The sequence below is a fragment of the Paraburkholderia hospita genome, assembly GCF_002902965.1.
Lineage (GTDB): Bacteria > Pseudomonadota > Gammaproteobacteria > Burkholderiales > Burkholderiaceae > Paraburkholderia > Paraburkholderia hospita.
Genome location: NZ_CP026108.1, coordinates 558,596 through 577,497 on the forward strand (window position 1 = coordinate 558,596; position 18,902 = coordinate 577,497).

The window sequence follows — 18,902 nt, forward strand, 5'->3', positions numbered from 1 at the left end:
CGATCGAGGTAGTCGAGTCGGCTCCGTTTAAAGAGCTTTTGCATCACTGGCTAGACTCGCTACTTTTACTGCTACTTCGTTAATTGGAGAACTCCCCCGGCCTGCAAGCCGGGTTTTTTTCGCCCATGAGAGCGAGAACTCCATGCCCAAAGATCCGTTTAACAGTCGTTCAAAACCTGTTGACCAACTGTTGACGTTTCGTGCAGTGCAAATCCTAGGCTGTCAGGCGTGCCCATGCAATAGCGACAAAAGCCCTAAAAACGGATTCGGCAGGCCTAAAAGCCTTGTCTGTTAAGGGTTCCAGGGAATTTGCCTGCGAAGCAAAAAAATAGTTTTTTTGTCCCTTGACACTCCCTGAATACCCCTTGAGCGGCGTAGGGCGCCAGAGTAAGTGCAACCGGCGCCACAGTTGTGCGACCGAGCGACAAAGTTAGTACGGCTGGCCTACGTTCTTATGAACGCCGCCTCAGCTACACGGAAACCGGAATTAGCTGAATTGGCGGACGGTTACTTCAGCTACTGGACACACGGGACAGGAAGGCTCGCAGCCTGATTTGTCCGGCGGACTTGACCGTCATCATGGACAGCCCACACGGCATTCATGGCGGTAAAACTCGTGATCATGAAGCAGGACCTGCGGGTGGTGCGTGCCTCTTATCCTGCATCACCTGCATTGCCCGTCGGGTCCAGGGACGTCGTCATTACATAGTATCAAGTTCCTGTGCCGCGCCAGCCGACAGATTTCAGTTGCCGGAACAACTGCGCCCGCCGATGTTCGCGTCGATAGTGGCCGAACACAAAGATGGCCGCGAACAGCAGGACCGCCGAACCTATGACCGTACCGAGCCAGGCTTCATCCATCCTCCACCTCCTGCAATTTGCTATGACCTTGCCACACCGGTATTGACACGCGAGCTATCGCTTCGCAGCCGCCGATACCGGCTCGATCGCGCGCTTCGTATTTTTTGATCCGGCCGCAGCGGCCGTATCGAAGCCACTTCTGGCGGCTTCGGCCGCCTGCTGGCTGGTTTTCTGTACGGTTTCGACCAGTGTATTGGCCGCCTTGATCGCGGAATCCAGCGCGGACATGGCGGCCTCCGAGCCCGCCGGCGCGTTTTTGGCGACATCCTCCACCACCGACTGTACCTGGCGGCTGTACGCTTCGAATTGCGTCTGCGCAACTTTCGCGAATTCGGCCTGCGTCGACCACACGATGTCAAACAGTTGCCGGTTGTAGCTTTGCATCTTGTCGGCCGTCGGCGCTGCGAGGCTGTCCTGCAGCGCAAGCCAGTCCTGCGGCTCCTTCACGGAAAGCGCCTTCTGCGCCAGATCAAACGTGTCTCCCAGTGTCGAGCGGGTCACCTGCATGTTCAGTGCAGCCAGTTTCTCAATGCCTTCGACGACCTTTTCGCCCAGGCCGAACAGGATGTCGAGGTTGGCCTTGCGCGTTGCTGCTACCTGTTCCGGGGTCAGCATGATGAAAACTCCTGTAAGTGCGATCCGCGCAAAGGCTGCGCCGCCGAGGGCGGACCACAACGGGGACGGCGGGATCGCGTGAAAAGATGGACCTGCGCGACACGAGGCATGGACAGATGGTTCGCCTAACGGTCAAACGGTGAACGGGGCGAACAATATGTCCCGGATGTCCACCGCCACCGAAGTCCGCCGACGTGTGCGCGACGTCGTCAAGGTGTGACGCCAGTGCGACTCCGGGACCGAACTCGCCGACGGCTACTGCCTAACGTTTTCGGGCAACGGCCTGAAGCAATGAATCGCCGTCGCGGGTGAGGCGCGGACGCTGGTGTCCGGACGCGAGCTGTTCCAGCGCGACCAGTTGCTGATCCAGCAGGGTGTCGAGTTCTTCGCGGTTCAGCTCGATCTGGTCAGGTGCGGCCTTGACCAGCATCAGCGTAGCGAATTCGTGAGGGCTGAGCATGCATGTCTCTCCATTATCTGGATTAACGTTCTCACGACGCATCAATTACCAGTGACGCGCCATGCGCCGTCGATATTTGGCATTCATTCCAGTTTCTTATATCCGGCATTGCGAATTCGGTCTTCAAAGCCGGATCCAAATGTTAAGTCCGAATGAGGGGCAAGACCAGATGAAAATAATGTATGAAGGTCGCATCGCGATAGGAAGGCGGGTTTGTCCGTCGCCATGCAAGTGGTTGAAATGTGTTCTCAGCCGGCCGCTCGGGTGTTGACCGGAATTTGTCCTCAAGCTTTTAAGCGATGTAACCAGACTAAACAACCGCTGCGCAAACGCCTTTCCGATGCAACACGAGTTAAATCAACTGCTGGCTGACTTAAATAATAATACCTTTTCTGTTAGCATGATTCTCATTATCAAAACGTCAACTTCAAGAGCTAATATATACTCTCCGAAAAATCCACGGGCAATACTGGGCGCAAATAGGAAATCTGGCAGACCATGACCTCTCAACATGAACGTACGGGCGTCACCCCGGGCCTGACCGTGCGCGCTGCCGCCGGCCAGTTGAGGATTTTGCCCGTCTGGCAGGCGCTGGGACCGCATGCCGCACAGGCTACGCGGACCAGGGTTCACTGCAGCAGTAAGCGCAACGTCGACGAAATGACGGTCATGTTCGAGGCTGTTGCAACTTCCGAACTGCGCGAAGTCGCCCGGCGGCTGAACGCCCAGTCCTGGGTCGTGGCGACCTCGCTTCATACCTTAACCGCCGACTCATCCACTGTACGGTGAGGACGGTGGCGAACCGCTCGTATCGGAGATGTCCTGGCAACAAGCCAACAGACCCGTGCGAGACCCCACGCCGGACCAAAGTCATCCAATACTCGCCGAACAGCGTAGCCACAAAATGGCGTTGTCGGCACATATGTTTGTTTATGCGCGGCAGCGCAACCCGCTTCTATGGCTGGCTTGACGCCCAAGGCGCAAGATCGTTTCGGATGGCCCGGCGGTCTGGATTTCTGGGGATGTCATATCGGCAATCTAGTCCGATCGCCAACGCTGCAGGGGAAACTGAATCAGTTGAGACTGGAGGGGGGGTCGCGAGACCGGGAAAATCGAAATCGTGAGACTGCCCGAACTCGGTCGCCAACGGCGGCAAGCGATCGTCAATGCCTTCCTCGCCAACGGATCGGCAAACTGAAAGCACCGTCGTTCAGTTCAGCGTGAATCCGCCGCGTGGTCTGAAAAGCGCCCTCTCTGTTACGCCGCGTTTCGCATTCCGTACGCAACGACGCGTAATGACGACGTAGCCTTGGCTAGTGCGGGGGTGAAAGGCGGTTAAAGCGCTTCCACAATTTCTTCAATGTCTGATGATCGGCAGCGACGCGTGAGGCGAGAAAGCCTCGCGCAAAGGCTGCGCCGGAAGCCGTCTCAGGCGAAGTTCGCGGCAGCGCCTTCAGAAGCTGGTCGGCGACAACGGCATCGTTGCGCCAGCCCAGATCATCCTGAAGCGCGGTCAGCGCCTCGACATAATGTTGGACGGCCCGCCTGCGGCACAGCGAGGCGAAGAACTCGCTGGCGTATCGGACTTTCTTCGCCGCGATGCGGGCGCGGTGACGACGGTGATCGTCAAGATCGGCCAGGCCCTTGCCACGTTTGATCAGTTTCCTGTGCCGACGACGCAGCACCTGAGCGGCGAACTGCCGGGCAGGCGTGCCAATGGCGTCGCGCTGTTCCTCGGACATCCCGTCTTGCCAGCCTTTCCGGGTCAACCATGACGCGAGCTGCAGAGAGAGCCGCGTGTAGCGAACCGACTCGACGGCGGCGGCCGCGCGCTGCCGGTTGTTGACGGCAATCTGCTTGCACGCCTGACGGACGGGCAGGATTTCGTCCGGATTGCCGTTCGCGCCGGCATGTTCGAGCGTCGATCCCGCGAGTACCTCCCAGTCGCGCGCAGCGCCGAGTTCCGATGCGATCCAGCGTAACTCCTCGTCAAGGCCGGGGAAGGCTGGAATAACGTTCGCAAACAGGTCGAGGGCCGAGTGCAAACGGCGAAGCCCCACGCGCATCTGATGGACGCTCGACGGATCGTGGCCGGACACGACGCCGCGTTCATTCGCGTGAACCTGGTCCAGACAGTTGCGCGCGATTTTGCAAAATGCGTCCTCGACAGAATCGCGCTTGTTCAGTTGCACCGGTTGCGCCTTGACCGCGTCGCCGTGCTCGGCCACGAGCAGTTCGTAACCGAGATCGGCCTTGCTGAGATGGTCGATGCGCAGCGGCACGGCTTCGAGCAGTTCCAGCGCAATGTTGTACAGACTTGCTGGCGTGCCCTGTTTCAGTTCCAGTTCCACAGCCGCGATCGGCACCGAGCCCGAGTCCGCGTCGATGGTCCCCTCGTCAAGCGCAACCTCAAGTTCGTCGCCAGACGGCAAGCGCAATGGAATAGCGGAGCGATTGATCCGCGTGACGAATACGGGCTTCAGCCGGGCCGCAGTGGCCTCGTCACGGATCAGCCTGCTGCAGTCAGTATCAGCGGATATCTGGTCCTGCAGCAACGTCAGATCGGGCGTGTCGCCATCGACGGGCATCTCGAACTCGTCCCTGTCAAACAGGCCGGCCTGCACCGATCCTTCCAGCTTCAACGTCTGGAGTCGCTCGTTGCCGACGGCACGCACGCGCAGCGAGGCCTTGCACCAGTGAAAGGCTAGCTCGGGAGTATCGAAATACGTGCTTGTCAGCAGCTTGGGAGTGGCGGCTGCGCCTTTGGATTGCGCAAGCAAAGGCGCGTGACGCAACTTCTCAAGATCTTCGATAGGGACTCGCAGTTTCAGCTCCCGCTCCATACCGCCTCCCATTTGTGTGCCGGGGTATCAGCCTACACCGTAACAGCGGGATTGCACGTCGGGAGTGCGGCTCGCTGGCGAGCGCGACGCGTGACCGTCGATGCCAGACGTCGCGCTTCGCCTTCATCGCAAACAGAACTCTGCGCGTACCTGACTGGAGTCCGCAGCAAAGCCGCGGTTCGAGTGTCCGTGCGGATGGCGGGACCAAAGGCCGGGACTGGCCGAACTGCGCCCGACCGATGAAGCTTACTTCGTGATGCTGCCTGCGATTAAAACTGCAGCGTGACGTGCGGCAAACTACACTTTAAATCTCGCCGCGACTGTCTGAACGAACGGGGCTACCTCCAAGCAATTTAATGCCGTCGGGTAGACGGACGGTTTGTTCCTCCAGGGGTGAGGGGAAAGCGCGATGGCGTTACCGTCCGCCAAGTTTGGTTCTAGCTCAACCAGTTCGCGCGTAGCGCAGGTACGCTGCTTGGCGCAAAGGATGCATCCTTTTTAAGGAGGTGGATCATGGGATCAATCAACCCTCAAGGCGGTACCCAAAGAGGGGCTGGCATCGTGGGCGGTGGTATCGGCGAAGGGCCGGGACCGGACATCATGGCCGCAGCGACGCTCGATGGAAACAAAGTAATGTCCTCAGACGGCGAACACGTGGGAAAGATCTCCGACATCATGCTGGACGTCCGGAACGGGCGCATCGCCTATGCCGTGCTGTCTGAGGGAGGCTTCCTCGGGATGGGGGCCAACCTGCATGCAATTCCGTGGAGCGCGCTGACTCTCGATACGGACGCGAAGTGCTTCGTCGTCGACATTGCGGCGCAGCGTCTGAAGGACGACCCGGGTTTCCACAAGGACCATTGGCCCACAATGGCAGATCCGAAGTGGGGAGCGGCGACGCACAGCTACTACAACCGGCAGCCGTACTGGTCGGCAACTCAGGGCGTGGTGGAAAGTGACCCTGACATCAGGCCGAGCGAGCACTGAAAACACTACTGGCTATCCCGGGCGGATGGTTAGGTTGACCCCGGCGCCACCTCTACGGCTGCTTTCAGGGTAGAGCGGGCGGTGACCGATGGCCTGATTGGCGCATTTGGCGACGGGACGCTGGACCCACTGGAGCCGGCTGTTGGCACAACCGGACAACGATCATGGGAGCCGCAATGGGTTGTGGGCCTTGCCATTGCGGCAGCCCCTTGGGGCTCGCCACATGCGGCGCCAAAGTTGGCAAGTTCTATAAATAAAAATCTGCCACTCCTCGATCGACTGCAGAACACGGGCACAGCGCCATGCCAACTGGCTCAGGCGCACGGGGCTGGCAACCTTGCGGATCTCCGGCAGCGTTGTGCCGTCCGAAAAATGGAAATCGCGAGCGATGACCTGCTGTCGTCGCAGATGTTCGCGCAGGCCTTGGTGCGGCCGGCCGCCGCTGGCGATGGCACGCTCGAGTTCGGCGACTTTTGCGCGCACCCGGTCGAGGTGCGCTTCAGAGGTGCTGCTCAGCGAGTTTGCGACGGGCCTCGACGTCCAGCTTGGAGCTCTCTGCTCGCGTCATTTTTACCCTTTCACGCCCCGGACGCTTGATCGATGGTACGCCGCACGGCTGTCGACGCAGCGGACGTGGCGTCGTCGAAATCGCGTTCGGCGACTGTCACCGCTTCCTGACCCGTTTTTTGTAGGGTTTCGTACAGCGTGTTGGTGGTGTTGATCACCGACTGCCACGCTGCGATCGCGGCTTCGGAGCCCACCGGCGCGCTCTTGGCCAAGTCCTCGACGAGCGTTTGCACCCAGCGGTTATGCACTTCATGCTGCGCCTGCGCGACCCGTGCGAACTCAGCCTGAGTGGCCGATGAGATGTCGAACAGATGACGGCCGTATGCGTGCATTTTTTCCGCGATCGGTGCGGTGAAGCTCAGTTGCAACGCGAACCACTCTCGCGGGTCCCTAGCGGACAGCGCCTTGCCTGCGCTGTCCTGCGCTTCGGCCAGCGTCGTCTTGATGACTTGCAGATTCAGTTCGGCCAGTTTCTCGACGCCCTCGACAATCTTGTTGGTCAAACCACAAAAGGTATCGAGGTTGACTTTCTGGGCTGCGGCGACCTGCTCGGGGCTCACCGGAGTATGTAACTGTTTTTTTAGATCGGAAAGTTCAGCATGAATTGAGGTTACTGCGCTTTGCACGCTCGCATCTACATCAGTCGCATGTTGACACGCTTTCTCTGCGCGGTCGCCGACCTGCTCAAGATCCTCTACCCATTGAAGCAAGCGATTTTCGTCTTTTGACTCGATTATTTTTTTCGCCATCTCGGACTGTTTATCCAGCTGATCAACGCAGTCCAGGAGGTCTTTAGGTAGCTTGGTGTCGGCGTGACAGGCCGCCGACGCTTTCTCAATGATTTTCTCTAGATGGGTGAAACGCTTTTGGATTTCACTAGCTTGTAGCATGATGAAACTCCTCTTCGAAGGTGGTTCCAAGGTGAGTTCGGGCGCGGTTTTGCCCGGATCCCTGGCGCTGTCAGTCTCGCCTGCTTGAACGGGTTGGCATCACCTGTACTGCGGCATGCTGTTACTGCGGTTCTTAGCCAATCGACGAGTGGCCGGACCTGTTTACTATAGATGCATGTCCGCGTCCTCAAATGGCTGACGCTCGTCCTGTTTGCCCACGTCGGCGTCGTGTTCGCGGTCCAGATTCCATGGATGACCATGGCGATCCGGACCGTGTTTCCGCATCTGTCGTGGAATGGCGGCTACGTCACGACCGTCGTCGCGGCATTCGGTACGACGATCAGCCGGAACCTGTTTTTTTTCTGGCAAGCCTCGCAGGAAGTCGAGGAGCTACGGGCACGACATGGGCAGCGTGCGCTCACGCGTGCGCCGTCTCAAGGCGCGTCAAATCTGAAACGGATCAAACCTGATCGCGTTCTTTATCGTTCTCGCCACGGCCGCGACCCTGCACGCGCATCACATTACCGATATCGAAACGTCGTTACAGGCGCGCTTCTGCGCTCAGACCGATCGCCGGGGGTTTGCGTTCCTGTTGTTCAGTATTCGCATCATCGGCACCGGGCTGCTTGCACTACCGGTCCGGGCCGGTTCTGCGGCCTATGCGATGGTAGGAACGTTCGAGTGGAAAAGCCGCCTGGAACTGGCGCCGAAGCTTGCCAAGAAGTTCTACGGATCACAGTCGCCTGTCGAAAGTCGGCCCTTCCCTCGCGAGCGGACATCCCAAGTGGGCGCCCCCGAACAACGACACCATGACCGAACAAAAGCGCTCGCGCGGTGCCCGTTTTGCGGCGCTGTTCCAAAGCCGGCGCACGGAGACCAGACCATCTGCATAGCGGAGCGGTTTCGAGGGTTCCGTGCCCGGTGCCTTATCCGGATCTGTTGTCGCACCACTGGATCGCCCAACGCTGCGCCGCTTCGATAGCGTCCGCGTCGGAGGGATAGTCGCCGAGATCGCCCGAATATTTCACTTCGACAGCATCTCCGGCCGCCGAGGTGCGCTGGTAGATCTTTGCGCGGGCGTAGTAACGGCCGCCTTCATCAAGAGGCGACGCGTCGATGTGAAACCCCTTGTAGTCGAACTGCATAGCCGTCTCCGAAAAGGTGCTCTACTCGTCGTCGCGCTGGATAAGCTGCGGGCGCCCCGCCGCGTCTGGACCTACGTTCACCAGTCTGTTTCGGTGGTCACGGTCGCGACAAATGAAAAAAATCCTCTTTCGTCGGTTTGGGGTTCGACCTCGTCGAGCAGTTCCGGCATGTCCACATGGCTATCTCCGCCGCCGTTTTCGCCGCTTCGGCGGTTGCCGAGGTTCTGAAGGTCGGCGCGGCAACTCAGGAATCCTGTTCTTTAAGCAACTTGTTAGCAAGGGCGCGCGCTGCATCTCGAGCCTGGTCCTCGTGCGCGAAGTCCATTTCGGTTTCTTGCGGATCGTCGGATTCGGGTTCCGCTCCAACTTCTCGCAGATGAACGATTCCGCGATAAGAGCCTGTAACAGTCTTCATCACGCGAACTCGGGCGATGTGCGTGTGAGTTGCGTAGATTTCATCTTCCACGACGATCTCCCATTCGCCCTCAAAGGATGGCGGACGCCGTTGAAAACGCAGCCCCACCCTGGGTTTTTCGCAAAACATGGACGTCCAAGGCGATCATTTTCCTGTTCATGACGCAGGATGCGCTGGACCGGTTCCGCAACAGCGAAGGCTGAGCAGCGGGGGTTGACGCGACGGTCGCCGTCGTCAAGATCGGGGCGAACGGCAATATCGATACGTCAACGGCGACCGCGCCGGTCGAGGCCTTCGTGCTGACCAATGCCGGCTTGATGGCCGGTGTCTAACTGGAAGGCACCAAGGTCACACGGCTGAAGATCCGAGCGCCATCCGGCCCGCCCCGGCCCGGATCGCGTTCGCATCCGGTCATCGGGGTCCCGCCGTACGCGGGGTCAACGACGCGAAGCAGGATGGGCGCGATCAGGGCGAGGCGTATCTGAATTCAGGTAACGCCTTCAGGGAATCCCGGGTCGCGCCTGGCAGACGCATCTGTTTGTCGGCGACCTGCAGCCCGGCAAAGGGCACCGCGATCAGGTGGGTACCGAGGCCGAGAAAGCCGCCGACCGACAGGATCGCGTACGTCACGTTATCCTTCGGACTCACAATCAGATCGTCAATCGTTCCGATCGCGTCCCGGCTTTCGTTGTACACGGTCGAGCCGATGACTTTCGAGGCCCGAAAACCGGACGCCACCTGGATGACATCGACTCGCCTCGCGGTGATCGACTGTGCCGTCCCTTGGGCCCGCAGGGTGCTGGTGGCAAACGCGGTGGCGAGCATAACGGCGCAGACGGCGATCGCGTACTTCATATCAACCTCGCTACGTGTCAGACAGGCAACGCGCTGGAGCGACAGGGCTGCAGTCGTAATCGTGTCAGGCGCGGCAAAAGCGATCCTCCTTGCTGCCCACGCTCCTGTCATTCCATGTTAGCGCGTCATTGCAGCGACCGGACAATTTGTTTGCGCATCGCGGCGTCAACAGGGCGCGCTTCGGCGCCCGGACGATCAGGCACGCTGTTTGCGCATGTTCTGAGCCTGCACGGCAACGGGCACGCAACCCCATCCATGAACCAGTTTTGCATCGGAGGCCGGCCATGAACAAGGATCAGGTAAAGGGTGTGGCTGAGAAGGTCAAAGGCAAGGTGAATGAGACCATCGGCCGCGCAACGGGCGACCGGAAACAGGAAGTCAAGGGCGATGTCCAGCAGGCGGCTGGCGAAACACGCAAGAAGGCAGGCGACGTCAAGGAAGCCGTCAAGGACACGACCAGAAAGCCGGTCTGAAGCAGGGTTGCGTCGCGCTTCCGCTAGCATGCGGTCTGCGCGAAGCACCTGAATGGAGACGCCTGATGCGTATCGCGCAGATCGCGCCGTTGCACGAAGCGGTTCCGCCAAAGCTGTATGGCGGTACGGAACGCGTGGTGTCTTATCTCACCGAGGCGCTCGTCGGCCTGGGACACGATGTGACGCTGTTCGCAAGCGGGGATTCGCAGACAGGCGCGCGCCTCGAGCCGGCATGGCCCCACTCGCTGCGGCTCGATCCGGGAATTGGCGACACGTTTGCCCCGCACGTGGTGTTGCTCGAGAAGGTCCGGCGCGTGGCCCATACGTTTGATGTCCTGCACTTCCATCTGAGCTATCTGCCGTTCCCGACGTTCTCACAACTCAATGTGCCGTTCGTGACCACGCTGCACGGTCGTCTCGATCTGCCGGAACTGCAACCGGTGTTCGACATTTTCCCGCAGGCGCCCGTTGTTTCGATTTCCAATTCGCAACGGATGCCTTTGCCGGGTGCGAACTGGCTCGACACGGTCTATCACGGCCTGCCGGAAACGCTGCTGACGCCGCAAGTGCCAACGGAACCTGCATATCTGGCTTTCCTCGGCCGGATCTGTGCTGAAAAGCGCGTCGACCTCGCCATCGAGATCGCCGCGCGCGCCGGCCTGCCCCTGAAGATTGCCGCGAAGGTGGACAGGGCCGATGAAGCCTACTTTGCAAAGGTGATCCAGCCGCTGCTGGCGCTCCCACACGTCGAATTCATCGGCGAGATCAATGACACGCAGAAAGCCGGATTTCTTTCGGGCGCGCGGGCGCTACTGTTCCCGATCGACTGGTCCGAGCCCTTTGGCCTCGTGATGATCGAGGCAATGGCATGTGGCACGCCGGTCATTGCGTTCAACCGGGGTTCGGTCCCGGAGGTGATTGCCCACGGGGTGACGGGCTATATTGTCGAGGATGTGCCAGGGGCAGTCGACGCTGTGACACGGCTCGACGCGCTTTCGCGAACGGACATTCGTGCGGCCTTCATCCGCCGCTTCACTTCGATGACCATGGCGCAGCACTACATGGACATCTATACCTCGCTTGCCCGGGCAACTGGACCCACAACATTACGTCAGGTCGTCGCGGGCTGACCGGGCCAGGAAACACCTGCCGCCTCCCACAGCAGGTGATCGATCCGGCCGCCCCACGCCTGTCGTCAGTCAGTAGACCGGAAACACGAAATCCGGCGTCGGTGTGAACCGGATTCCGGAATCCGGACAGATGACGCGTCCCCTGACGGCGACCCGCTGTCCCAGATAAGGTAGCAGAAGCAGCGGGTCTGCTCCGCCGGTCTTCCCCAGCAGGATGTCGGTCACGACCCTGTCGTTGCAGGGCGAGGTCGCCGGCCGATCCAGCAGAAGGGTGGTGTAGTCGCCAGGCGCGTACTGCCCGTTGCCTTGCTGGATCGTGCCGCTGATCCAGATGTCCTGCTGCAGCGGCAACGTTTTCAGGGGTGGCTCTGCAGCGAGCGCAGTGACGGACAGTGAGCCCGCGAGGACGACGGCCGACGCCAGCAGTGCATGTGAGCGTTTTCTCATGATGCGGCTCCCATCTGGCTTGACGGTATTGGTTCAGGGCGCGGCCTGTGAAGTGCTGCGGGCGGCTGTCCTTGCGGCGCAGCACAATCACTGGATTGGCGGCACGACGCCCAGTTTCTCGGCGAGCATGCGCTCATACACACCGAAGTGCAGATCGACTTCCTCCTGACTGACTGTCGTCACGATGATGTTCACCTGCTTGGGCGGCAGGCCAAGCACCAGTGCAATCGCCGCTTCCAGTTGCGGCGCACAAACGCCGTCTTCCATCAGGGTCGTGCCGACCGCGATATCGTAGGTCTGTTCCTGCTGGAAGACGATCTCGACCAGCCGCGCGCGCGCGCTCATGTTGTTGTCGATCGCGAGCCGCACGACCTCCGCCACGCTGCGCATCGTTTCAGTCGGAAAGCCCCTGCTGGAGCGCAACCTGACGCGGTGCCTGCCCAGCGTGAGCCAGTCCGAATCGAATTCCATGATGTCCTCCGGTTGCCGTTGCAATGCATCGCGATAATAGGATTTGGCAGGCGGTTTTCAAGAGCGGATTTTCACCACCACCCCTTGAAATTTCCGCTGTAGCACCTATTTTGGATTTCGCTCAGGCAGACGCGCTGGTGGTATCGGGCGCGCTGCGTGTTTCGATTTGTTTGCCAGCAGCCTGGCAGGCGGACTGGAGCGCGTAGGCCCGTTCGCCTCCATGCTGCATTCAAGGAGGATACGACCATGAGTGATCTCTATCCCGGAACCAACCTGTTCAGCGAACTCGACCGTCTGCAGCGCGAGATGGCGAGCCTGTTCGGTGGCTTCCCGTCCAGCATCCGTGCCGGCCGGGCTCTGTCGCAACAAGGCATCAAGGTAAAATCCGGCTAATGGAAATTGCTGACGACCACGATGGCCAAGACGACGAAGACGCCACGCAAGACGTTGCCACCTGACATCGGCAAGGTGATGAAGCGACTGCACTATCCGCTCGATATAATCCTGCTGTGCGTGCGGTGGTACGTGGCTTATTCGCTGAGCCTGCGAAACCTCGAGGAAATGATGGCAGAACGAGGTTTCGAGGTGGACCATTCGACGGTACACCGCTGGGTCATCAAGCTCATCCCGCTATTCGAAAAAGCGTTTCGCCAGCACAAGCGACCGGTCGGCAAGAGCTGGAGGATGGATGAGACCTATATTAAGGTGGGCGGCCAGTGGAAGTACCTGTACCGCGCGGTGGACAAGGCCGGCAATACCGTCGATTTCCTGCTTCGAGCCCATCGCGACAAGGCTGCCGCGCGTCGCTATTTCGAGAAGGCCATCGACCAGAACGGCGAGCCGCAGACCATCACCGTGGATAAGAGCGGCGCCAATCTCGCCGCTCTGCAAGCCATCAACGCCGAACGGCAAACGCCGATCAAGATCCGGCAGATCAAGTATTTGAACAACATTGTCGAACAGGATCATCGCACCATCAAACGTATCGTCAAGCCGATGATGGGCTTCAAGAATTTTCACTGCGCCCGCGTCATCCTGTCAGGCATCGAAGTGATGCATATGATCAGGAAAGGGCAGATGAAAGACGCCGCCATCGAACGGACCGTTGCCGACCAATTCTATTCACTGGTTACTTAAGCAGTTCTTACCATATCGAAACTGCCTCATCCCGCCATCCATAGTGCGACACAACCGCGGCTCACGCGCATCGCCCGCGCGGTGGGGCTGGACCTGCGGGGAACCGTCGTGAGTCTGGATGGCGTGTACGATTGCCGGCGCAACCGCAAAGCTATTTTCAATCGCGGCATGGTGCCCAATATCAACGCGAATTCGCGCGGCAGGAAAGCGCAGAAGCGCGGCCGCAAGGCACTGTTTGATGCGGCCATTTTCAAGGAGCGGTTCAGGACGATCGAGCGCGTGTTCGCCTGGGAAGACAAGTTCCGTCGCCTGCTGCTACGTTTCGAGCGAATCAGTCAGTTGCACTATGCGTTAAAGACGCTCGCTTATACGATGATCAACCTGCGCCACTACTGCCACAGCTGAGCTCCCGCTCGAGATCTTTGTTCCAGTCGGCGCATCACGCCGTGATCCCGTTCGTTTGCGCCATACCGAAATCTTCGCGCCACGACACATCGTCGCGTCGCGCGCTTCGCCGCAGCCATTTCTTCCCATCCCAGGCGCTCGTCCAACCGTGTTGTGTCGAGCCTGATCGAAACCCGCAACCAGTTGCGTGTCTCCCAACACCTGGCTGCACGAACGCGTGCGGAGCTCCGGCTGCCCCGCTGGACCGACGCGCGGCACACGCAATGCTCGCTACGATTAGCCTCGTCATTTCGCCCTTGGAGGAGAACATGTCAAGCCAAGCATATGCGCCCTACCGCGGATGCGGGATCGCGGTCCACGTTACGGTGGTGAAGTCGCATGCGCTCGGTGGCGCATGTCGGCGCTTCCGGGTGTCATGGACGGTCTCATTGCCCGGGGAAACGCAGCAGAAGCTTGCAAACTTTCCAGAGCAGTTTGACTTCCTGACGGAGCAAGAGGCGTTCAGGTACGGCGAGAATCGGGCGCACACATTCATCGATTCCGTTCTTTGCGTGCCTGCCCAAGGCCCCGGCTTGCAAACCCGTATTCACAAATAACGCTCTTATGGATCAAGCCGCAGCGCATGTCACATGCGCGAGGCTACACATTTGCTGCGGATCATATGGCGCCCATCAACACCCGAAAAAAATGGCTCAAACGGCACCCGCTCAACGACGTGCCACCTCAGCGGAGCTGGTGTCTGCGTTCGGATACCCTTCGCACCTTGTGGCTGGTTGTCTTTATCGCTGATCAGCTAACGAAGACCGGTTGACAGGGGCCATTAGAGACGGATTCAAAAAGACTGCTCCGTCCGTCTGCAGATGTTCCAGCAGACAAGAGACCAACCGAGTTTGAGAAATGCTTCGTGAATGTCGGCGCGATGTTCGAACCGAATGCGAAGACGACGGAAGTTGTGAAGCCACGCATGAGTACGTTCGACAACCCAGCGGAATTTGCCGAGACCACTGCCGTGTTCTGTCCGGCGCTTGGCAATCACCGGCTTGATGCCGCGCTCGCGAAGTTTCTGGCGATGCGCCTCGGAGTCATAGCCACGGTCTGCGTAGATGACTTTGGGCTTCTGAAGAGGTCGGCCACGTACGCCGCGAATCGGTGGAATGGCGTCGACCAGTGGCAGCAGTTGGGTGACGTCGTTGCGATTCGCGCCTGTCAGGAGCGCGCTGACAGGAACGCCGTTGGCGTCTACGAGGATGTGGTGCTTGGAACCTGGTCGCGCGCGATCCGTGGGGTTCGGACCAGTTTTTCGCCCGCCCCGACGGCTCGCACAGATGAAGAGTCGACGGCTGCTCGCGAGAAGTCCAGTTCGCCTGCCTCGCGTAACTTCGCCAGCAGTAGCTCGTGCAGTCGCTTCCACACGCCCGCCTTCTGCCAGTCGCGCAACCGTCTCCAGCAGGTTGAGCCCGAGCCAAATCCCAATTTTGTCGACAGGTCGCGCCAGCGAATACCGGTCTTGAGCACGAACAGGATGCCGTTCAGTGCAGCCCGGTTGGCAACCGGCAACCGGCCTGGATACTTCTTGCGCCGTGGTTTTCGCGTTGGCAGCAATGGCTCGATCAGTGCCCACAGTTCGTCATCAACAATCGGCGCGCCCATCCTTGGTTCCCGTTGTTCAGATGACCAAGGTTAACAGCTTGCCGAAAAGGTTAACAGCCCCCACCGGGGTCTTTCTGATTCCGTCTCTTAGTGCGCCACTTAATCTGGGGCCCAGATGGACATCTGGAGCATGGCGCGCCGCACGCACCTGTCATCGGCGGTCGGGGCCATACAGCGTAGCATTGTTGAGCTGGCCGCACTACTGGTCGCGGCCCTCTTGACCGGCGAAGCACCGGCCCCGACGATCAGCGCCGTCACAGCGTCGTATTGCACATGCGTGGAGATGAGTTCGCCTCAGTTAAGGTCCTTCATCCAATTTGCCAGCAGTCGCAACCGCCGTCGGCCTGACATGATCGCCTCGCCCCTCCCCGCCACCGAGCTACCGAGCACGGCAGCGGGAGCACAACTCGGCGCCTTGCCGCTGATTACAATCAAACGCGCGAAGAAGGAACAGGTTGAACCTGGGAAGACAGTTGTATCACTAGTGGCGGCACCCGACCGGCCGCCGGTTGCCGAGCATTTCTGCCGCATCAGCCCTATCGCGCTGAATTAACCGCTCGCCAAGGACAAGGACAAAAGCATCGAGATCCCCTGGTCCGTGATTCGCTACAAAAGCAGACAATGTTTCGCCGATTGCCTGCATTAACGAGGATTGAGTGAGGGTACTCGCGATCACCGACGCTCCGCGGGCTAATTCGAGCGTGTATCTGGCTTCAATCAGAGAGCGATTAGCGTTGAGCCGACCGCTTTTTGCCACTCGCCTGTTTGCGGTTCTCTCAGTCATTTCGTTGCAATAGCAACTACTACTTTGACGCAAGGCAGTAGATGATTACGTGAATCTCCTCGTCCGCCGCACCTACGATAAAAGAGCTGGCGAAAAGCACCGGCCTTTAAGTGCCGAAGTACGATGGTACAGCCTTCGGCGACGTAAATGATGTAATTTTCTGTCTTGCGCCTCACTCAGAGTTTCCCTTATTTTGCGTGAGAACAAACAGACCGCCGCCACCTTAAATAATGCAATGTGGATGAATGTTACTAAATGATCTCCGAAAACGCGAGACAAACATCTCGTCGTTATCCGCCAGATTATTTGTATTCGGAGCGGCGACAACGCAATGCCTCAAGCACGCGGAAGCAGGTGACGGCCCCTTCTCCTTATAAAGAGCCAAGTATCGAAAGGGGTCATCAGCAGTCGATGTACGCTCTGGGCCGATCCGGCCGCCGCATTCAAGCGCACTAGCCTCAAGACACCTTCGAACAAAGGCGACAAAATATTCTGAGACGCATTTGCAGAATCGTTCACGAAGAGTTATCGCATGCAACCGAATCGCGATCCGCCTGGGATGTTGGTTGCCCAGTTTCCCGGATCCCCGTGCTTCTGGCAGTTATCGACAAACGCTCCGAGAAACTGGAAATCCTTATTATCAGAAGTAGCAGAAGAAAGGGCATCGAGTGCGGTGAGTCACGCACCGCCGATCAGCGGTATATGCCGAAGATCAACTATGCGTGGCCGTGCCGATGACCTCAGCAGCCCGATGAGCGAGGGTGTCGATACTCTGTGCTGCTATTTGTGCGCGTCGAGCTGACGTTTCAGTGGTGCAAACACGACCCGCATCAGGTCACAGACTGCAGGCTGTCTAGCCCTGCGAGGTGTCTTCGGCTGCTGCCGACCCTTCGCCGGTAGCACCGTCGCTCGCGCCGTGCCGACGCTTTTCGTCCGCAATCTCAGCTTCGACAACGTTTCGCGCTTTTCGCCAATATTCGTCCGCACACCCCTCCATGCTCCCGTCTTCCTGCCACAGCGAATAAGCTTTAGCGCGGATGCGCTGCTCTACCGTTTCTCCATCCATGAGAACTCCCGAGGCAAGATTGGATACGCCATTGTGCGCGCGAATTCGACTCCTGGTGTGCACAAACCCATTGGTCGAGGAGACTCGATCACATTGGGACCTCCGGGCTTGGTCGTGGCAGATCCGTTCTGCATCGCGCCTCTCCACATTGTGTAGCGCCGTTCCGTGACGTTAAGCAGGGCGATCTGCTGGATCCGAAAACTGCCGGCCGGTGGGCCGACCCTTTATTGAGAACGCCCTCCCGTCTGAATTCTCATTCAATGAAAGATTCATGGTGGCCTGAGCCAGACGACGCGTCGAGGACCAGGACGCGACATGACCGTTTCAGTCGGCGACCAGTTCGTCAGTCAGGTCGGCGGCTACGCCGGTGCCATGAATGCGCAAAAGCATTCCGATTTTTCGTAAATTTCTGACGAATCGTCGCCGTCACCGTCCTCTGTGCATCCAACAGGCGCTGTCAGGGGCCGCGATGTATCGATCCCAGTCAGCTCGAGCGCCGCATCGATGATTTCGAGTTCATCGCGAAAATCGAACGTCCATTCCTTGCCCGCGCACCGGCTACTGCCGTCGCATGTCACCAGTGCGCGTAGGGCGACCAGGAGTGCCTCGATGAGCGTGGCCTGGCGCTCCGCCTGTTGACTGATTACAGTCGCTTACGTGGCTCACCTCAAGCGCTGGCAGCAGATGGACTAATCGTCTTCAGGACCCGGGACCCGGGTACTTTCCTACTTGGTGGCCGCCATACCGTCGCACCCCGTTGCGGTCGTGGAACCTGCACCTGCCGCTGTCAAACGAAGTAAAGTTGATACGAATTTGCTACTAAAGTTGATACTTTTTCGATTTGAGGCGGATGTTGCAAGAAAGCGCCTAGTGCTGAAGCGTTTGCGGTCGATTGACGTAAAGATGAGACCTTAGGTCGAGAATGAATTGTTGTCTGTCGGAACGATCACACCGTTGCAAGCCACTCAGCAGGGCTACCGCTGCTCAAGTCAGTCTCCACGCGAGAGGCGGTACTAACTGATAGGTTAGCTGAGAGCGATCGCACGATTGCAGCCGATGCATCGACCACGAATTCATCGTCTCGCCAACAGGACGTTTGCGTTGGCATCTCGGATGCACGTCATCGGAATGGTCCGTGCGCGACGGTTTAAACAATAGTTCGTACTCCAAATATAAATGCCGAGATATTCCGTCGCGCACGACGCGGAAAATCGCTACCCGGTACGGAAACAGGCGCTTTCGTGGCCGTCCGTCTCGGCGTCGGCAATGTCGCAACATTAGTTCAATTTCCAGAAATGTTGCAAGTTTAAGGCAATCTGAAGTGACACAAACATGGAACCCCGATACCCGTCGTTCCTTGACTGGCGGGGGTTTCCGGGGCGTCAAGGGGTTCCATGTTTAGTTCGATTGACAATTCGAGTCATGGAATGCCAACCAGCGGCAGAGCGGGACTCGGTGCGACCGTGCGAGCGTTGCTGCGGCCCTGCGGTGAACCCGCGAGGCGACGCTTCAAGACATTGGTATATCACCACGTATCGGCGCATGTGAGAACTGGCAAAAAGAACAATCTGATTGTGGATAGTCACAAGCATATGGCGGCGACCGGATTGATATTCTCTCGCTTGAAAAGCGGATGCCGAATTCCCCTCCGCTCTTGAGATAACGGCTTTAAATCAGCCCCGGTGAAAGCGGGTCCATGAA

General features: G+C 58.9%; 21 protein-coding genes and 3 pseudogenes. 11 read left to right on the plus strand and 13 right to left on the minus strand.

Annotation, left to right across the window (positions count from 1 at the left end; all coding sequences use genetic code 11):
• Positions 1-711: 711 nt before the first annotated feature.
• From C2L64_RS54355 to C2L64_RS46950, 3 genes are all read right to left on the minus strand, one after another.
• Complete coding sequence (locus tag C2L64_RS54355) at positions 712-861, minus strand: hypothetical protein (RefSeq protein WP_167449615.1); 150 nt, start codon at positions 859-861, stop codon at positions 712-714.
• Positions 862-915: 54 nt separating this feature from the next.
• Positions 916-1,476 carry a TIGR01841 family phasin gene (gene phaP, locus C2L64_RS46945; RefSeq protein ID WP_103154122.1) on the minus strand — a complete coding sequence of 187 codons (561 nt, stop codon included), beginning with the start codon at positions 1,474-1,476 and terminating at the stop codon, positions 916-918.
• A gap of 262 nt (positions 1,477-1,738) precedes the next feature.
• Positions 1,739-1,936, minus strand: coding sequence for a hypothetical protein (locus C2L64_RS46950; protein WP_103154123.1), 198 nt, complete (start codon positions 1,934-1,936; stop codon positions 1,739-1,741).
• Between the two features lie 498 nt (positions 1,937-2,434).
• On the opposite strand from C2L64_RS46950, the gene C2L64_RS46955 reads away from it, so the two are divergent.
• The gene (locus C2L64_RS46955) at positions 2,435-2,725 is read left to right on the plus strand and encodes a hypothetical protein (RefSeq protein ID WP_103154124.1); all 291 of its coding nucleotides are present in this window, start codon (positions 2,435-2,437) and stop codon (positions 2,723-2,725) included.
• A gap of 524 nt (positions 2,726-3,249) precedes the next feature.
• Here the strand turns inward: C2L64_RS46955 and C2L64_RS46960 are convergent.
• Positions 3,250-4,779, minus strand: coding sequence for a CYTH and CHAD domain-containing protein (locus C2L64_RS46960; protein WP_103154371.1), 1,530 nt, complete (start codon positions 4,777-4,779; stop codon positions 3,250-3,252).
• Positions 4,780-5,292: 513 nt separating this feature from the next.
• Between C2L64_RS46960 and C2L64_RS46965 the strand changes: the two genes are divergently transcribed.
• Positions 5,293-5,766: a PRC-barrel domain-containing protein gene (locus C2L64_RS46965; protein WP_103154125.1), complete on the plus strand. Its 474-nt coding sequence runs from the start codon at positions 5,293-5,295 to the stop codon at positions 5,764-5,766.
• A gap of 162 nt (positions 5,767-5,928) precedes the next feature.
• Here the strand turns inward: C2L64_RS46965 and C2L64_RS53795 are convergent, their stop codons facing one another.
• Positions 5,929-6,249: a hypothetical protein gene (locus C2L64_RS53795; RefSeq protein ID WP_158660622.1), complete on the minus strand. Its 321-nt coding sequence runs from the start codon at positions 6,247-6,249 to the stop codon at positions 5,929-5,931.
• A 95-nt stretch (positions 6,250-6,344) separates the two neighbouring features.
• Entirely contained in the window at positions 6,345-6,893 is a 549-nt protein-coding gene (locus tag C2L64_RS46975; protein ID WP_158660658.1) for a phasin family protein, read from the minus strand.
• A gap of 501 nt (positions 6,894-7,394) precedes the next feature.
• Between C2L64_RS46975 and C2L64_RS55985 the strand changes: the two are divergent.
• Both C2L64_RS55985 and C2L64_RS55990 read left to right on the plus strand, forming a co-directional pair.
• Positions 7,395-7,556: pseudogene (locus tag C2L64_RS55985) on the plus strand (divalent metal cation transporter); the annotation flags it as partial.
• Between the two features lie 187 nt (positions 7,557-7,743).
• Positions 7,744-8,205 carry a hypothetical protein gene (locus tag C2L64_RS55990; RefSeq protein ID WP_279636272.1) on the plus strand — a complete coding sequence of 154 codons (462 nt, stop codon included), beginning with the start codon at positions 7,744-7,746 and terminating at the stop codon, positions 8,203-8,205.
• On the opposite strand, the gene C2L64_RS46985 is transcribed toward C2L64_RS55990, so the two are convergent.
• A complete protein-coding gene (locus C2L64_RS46985) occupies positions 8,150-8,368 on the minus strand; it encodes a hypothetical protein (RefSeq protein ID WP_103154127.1) in 219 nt (72 codons plus the stop codon). The genes C2L64_RS55990 and C2L64_RS46985 overlap by 56 nt on opposite strands.
• 244 nt (positions 8,369-8,612) lie before the next feature.
• Positions 8,613-8,834, minus strand: a complete 222-nt coding sequence (locus tag C2L64_RS46990) for a hypothetical protein (RefSeq protein WP_103154128.1) — start codon at positions 8,832-8,834, stop codon at positions 8,613-8,615.
• 83 nt (positions 8,835-8,917) lie between these two features.
• On the opposite strand from C2L64_RS46990, the pseudogene C2L64_RS46995 reads away from it, so the two are divergent.
• Positions 8,918-9,115: pseudogene (locus C2L64_RS46995) on the plus strand (twin-arginine translocation pathway signal); the annotation flags it as partial.
• Positions 9,116-9,248: 133 nt separating this feature from the next.
• On the opposite strand, the gene C2L64_RS47000 reads toward C2L64_RS46995, so the two are convergent.
• Positions 9,249-9,638, minus strand: a complete 390-nt coding sequence (locus C2L64_RS47000; protein ID WP_103154373.1) for a PRC-barrel domain-containing protein — start codon at positions 9,636-9,638, stop codon at positions 9,249-9,251.
• Between the two features lie 284 nt (positions 9,639-9,922).
• Here C2L64_RS47000 and C2L64_RS47005 point away from each other — a divergent pair, with 284 nt between their 5' ends.
• Both C2L64_RS47005 and C2L64_RS47010 read left to right on the plus strand, forming a co-directional pair.
• Positions 9,923-10,111, plus strand: a complete 189-nt coding sequence (locus C2L64_RS47005; RefSeq protein ID WP_103154129.1) for a CsbD family protein — start codon at positions 9,923-9,925, stop codon at positions 10,109-10,111.
• A gap of 65 nt (positions 10,112-10,176) precedes the next feature.
• Entirely contained in the window at positions 10,177-11,241 is a 1,065-nt protein-coding gene (locus C2L64_RS47010) for a glycosyltransferase family 4 protein (RefSeq protein WP_103154130.1), read from the plus strand.
• A 69-nt stretch (positions 11,242-11,310) separates the two neighbouring features.
• Here C2L64_RS47010 and C2L64_RS47015 read toward each other — a convergent pair whose 3' ends face one another.
• Both C2L64_RS47015 and C2L64_RS47020 read right to left on the minus strand, forming a co-directional pair.
• The gene (locus tag C2L64_RS47015) at positions 11,311-11,688 is read right to left on the minus strand and encodes a hypothetical protein (RefSeq protein WP_103154131.1); all 378 of its coding nucleotides are present in this window, start codon (positions 11,686-11,688) and stop codon (positions 11,311-11,313) included.
• 87 nt (positions 11,689-11,775) lie between these two features.
• The gene (locus C2L64_RS47020; protein ID WP_103154132.1) at positions 11,776-12,159 is read right to left on the minus strand and encodes a hypothetical protein; all 384 of its coding nucleotides are present in this window, start codon (positions 12,157-12,159) and stop codon (positions 11,776-11,778) included.
• Between the two features lie 156 nt (positions 12,160-12,315).
• On the opposite strand from C2L64_RS47020, the pseudogene C2L64_RS55425 reads away from it, so the two are divergent.
• The 3 genes and pseudogenes from C2L64_RS55425 to C2L64_RS47035 all read left to right on the plus strand — a co-directional run.
• Positions 12,316-12,513: pseudogene (locus C2L64_RS55425) on the plus strand (Hsp20/alpha crystallin family protein); the annotation flags it as partial.
• 60 nt (positions 12,514-12,573) lie between these two features.
• Positions 12,574-13,296 carry an IS6 family transposase gene (locus C2L64_RS47030; RefSeq protein ID WP_208648337.1) on the plus strand — a complete coding sequence of 241 codons (723 nt, stop codon included), beginning with the start codon at positions 12,574-12,576 and terminating at the stop codon, positions 13,294-13,296.
• Between the two features lie 81 nt (positions 13,297-13,377).
• Positions 13,378-13,701 carry a transposase gene (locus C2L64_RS47035; protein ID WP_244212259.1) on the plus strand — a complete coding sequence of 108 codons (324 nt, stop codon included), beginning with the start codon at positions 13,378-13,380 and terminating at the stop codon, positions 13,699-13,701.
• Positions 13,702-14,533: 832 nt separating this feature from the next.
• On the opposite strand, the gene C2L64_RS47045 is transcribed toward C2L64_RS47035, so the two are convergent.
• A protein-coding gene (locus C2L64_RS47045) for an IS5 family transposase (protein ID WP_244212260.1) occupies positions 14,534-15,351 on the minus strand; the annotation gives its coding sequence in 2 pieces (ribosomal slippage) (positions 14,534-15,003 and positions 15,003-15,351; 819 coding nt in all).
• 115 nt (positions 15,352-15,466) lie between these two features.
• On the opposite strand from C2L64_RS47045, the gene C2L64_RS47050 reads away from it, so the two are divergent.
• Positions 15,467-15,904: a hypothetical protein gene (locus tag C2L64_RS47050; protein WP_103154133.1), complete on the plus strand. Its 438-nt coding sequence runs from the start codon at positions 15,467-15,469 to the stop codon at positions 15,902-15,904.
• 1,084 nt (positions 15,905-16,988) lie between these two features.
• Here C2L64_RS47050 and C2L64_RS47055 read toward each other — a convergent pair.
• Positions 16,989-17,201 carry a DUF2934 domain-containing protein gene (locus C2L64_RS47055; RefSeq protein WP_103154134.1) on the minus strand — a complete coding sequence of 71 codons (213 nt, stop codon included), beginning with the start codon at positions 17,199-17,201 and terminating at the stop codon, positions 16,989-16,991.
• Positions 17,202-18,902 lie beyond the last annotated feature (1,701 nt).

What these genes read in the sequence shown, in the direction of transcription:
- C2L64_RS47010 (WP_103154130.1), top strand. Translation starts at nt 10,177, where the DNA reads ATGCGTATCGCGCAGATCGCGCCGTTGCACGAAGCGGTTCCGCCAAAG.
- C2L64_RS54355 (WP_167449615.1), bottom strand. Translation starts at nt 861, where the DNA reads ATGGATGAAGCCTGGCTCGGTACGGTCATAGGTTCGGCGGTCCTGCTG.
- C2L64_RS46960 (WP_103154371.1), bottom strand. Translation starts at nt 4,779, where the DNA reads ATGGAGCGGGAGCTGAAACTGCGAGTCCCTATCGAAGATCTTGAGAAG.
- C2L64_RS46955 (WP_103154124.1), top strand. Translation starts at nt 2,435, where the DNA reads ATGACCTCTCAACATGAACGTACGGGCGTCACCCCGGGCCTGACCGTG.
- C2L64_RS47030 (WP_208648337.1), top strand. Translation starts at nt 12,574, where the DNA reads ATGGCCAAGACGACGAAGACGCCACGCAAGACGTTGCCACCTGACATC.
- C2L64_RS46985 (WP_103154127.1), bottom strand. Translation starts at nt 8,368, where the DNA reads ATGCAGTTCGACTACAAGGGGTTTCACATCGACGCGTCGCCTCTTGAT.
- C2L64_RS47050 (WP_103154133.1), top strand. Translation starts at nt 15,467, where the DNA reads ATGGACATCTGGAGCATGGCGCGCCGCACGCACCTGTCATCGGCGGTC.
- phaP (WP_103154122.1), bottom strand. Translation starts at nt 1,476, where the DNA reads ATGCTGACCCCGGAACAGGTAGCAGCAACGCGCAAGGCCAACCTCGAC.
- C2L64_RS47015 (WP_103154131.1), bottom strand. Translation starts at nt 11,688, where the DNA reads ATGAGAAAACGCTCACATGCACTGCTGGCGTCGGCCGTCGTCCTCGCG.
- C2L64_RS47000 (WP_103154373.1), bottom strand. Translation starts at nt 9,638, where the DNA reads ATGAAGTACGCGATCGCCGTCTGCGCCGTTATGCTCGCCACCGCGTTT.
- C2L64_RS47020 (WP_103154132.1), bottom strand. Translation starts at nt 12,159, where the DNA reads ATGGAATTCGATTCGGACTGGCTCACGCTGGGCAGGCACCGCGTCAGG.
- C2L64_RS46965 (WP_103154125.1), top strand. Translation starts at nt 5,293, where the DNA reads ATGGGATCAATCAACCCTCAAGGCGGTACCCAAAGAGGGGCTGGCATC.
- C2L64_RS46950 (WP_103154123.1), bottom strand. Translation starts at nt 1,936, where the DNA reads ATGCTCAGCCCTCACGAATTCGCTACGCTGATGCTGGTCAAGGCCGCA.
- C2L64_RS47055 (WP_103154134.1), bottom strand. Translation starts at nt 17,201, where the DNA reads ATGGATGGAGAAACGGTAGAGCAGCGCATCCGCGCTAAAGCTTATTCG.
- C2L64_RS47005 (WP_103154129.1), top strand. Translation starts at nt 9,923, where the DNA reads ATGAACAAGGATCAGGTAAAGGGTGTGGCTGAGAAGGTCAAAGGCAAG.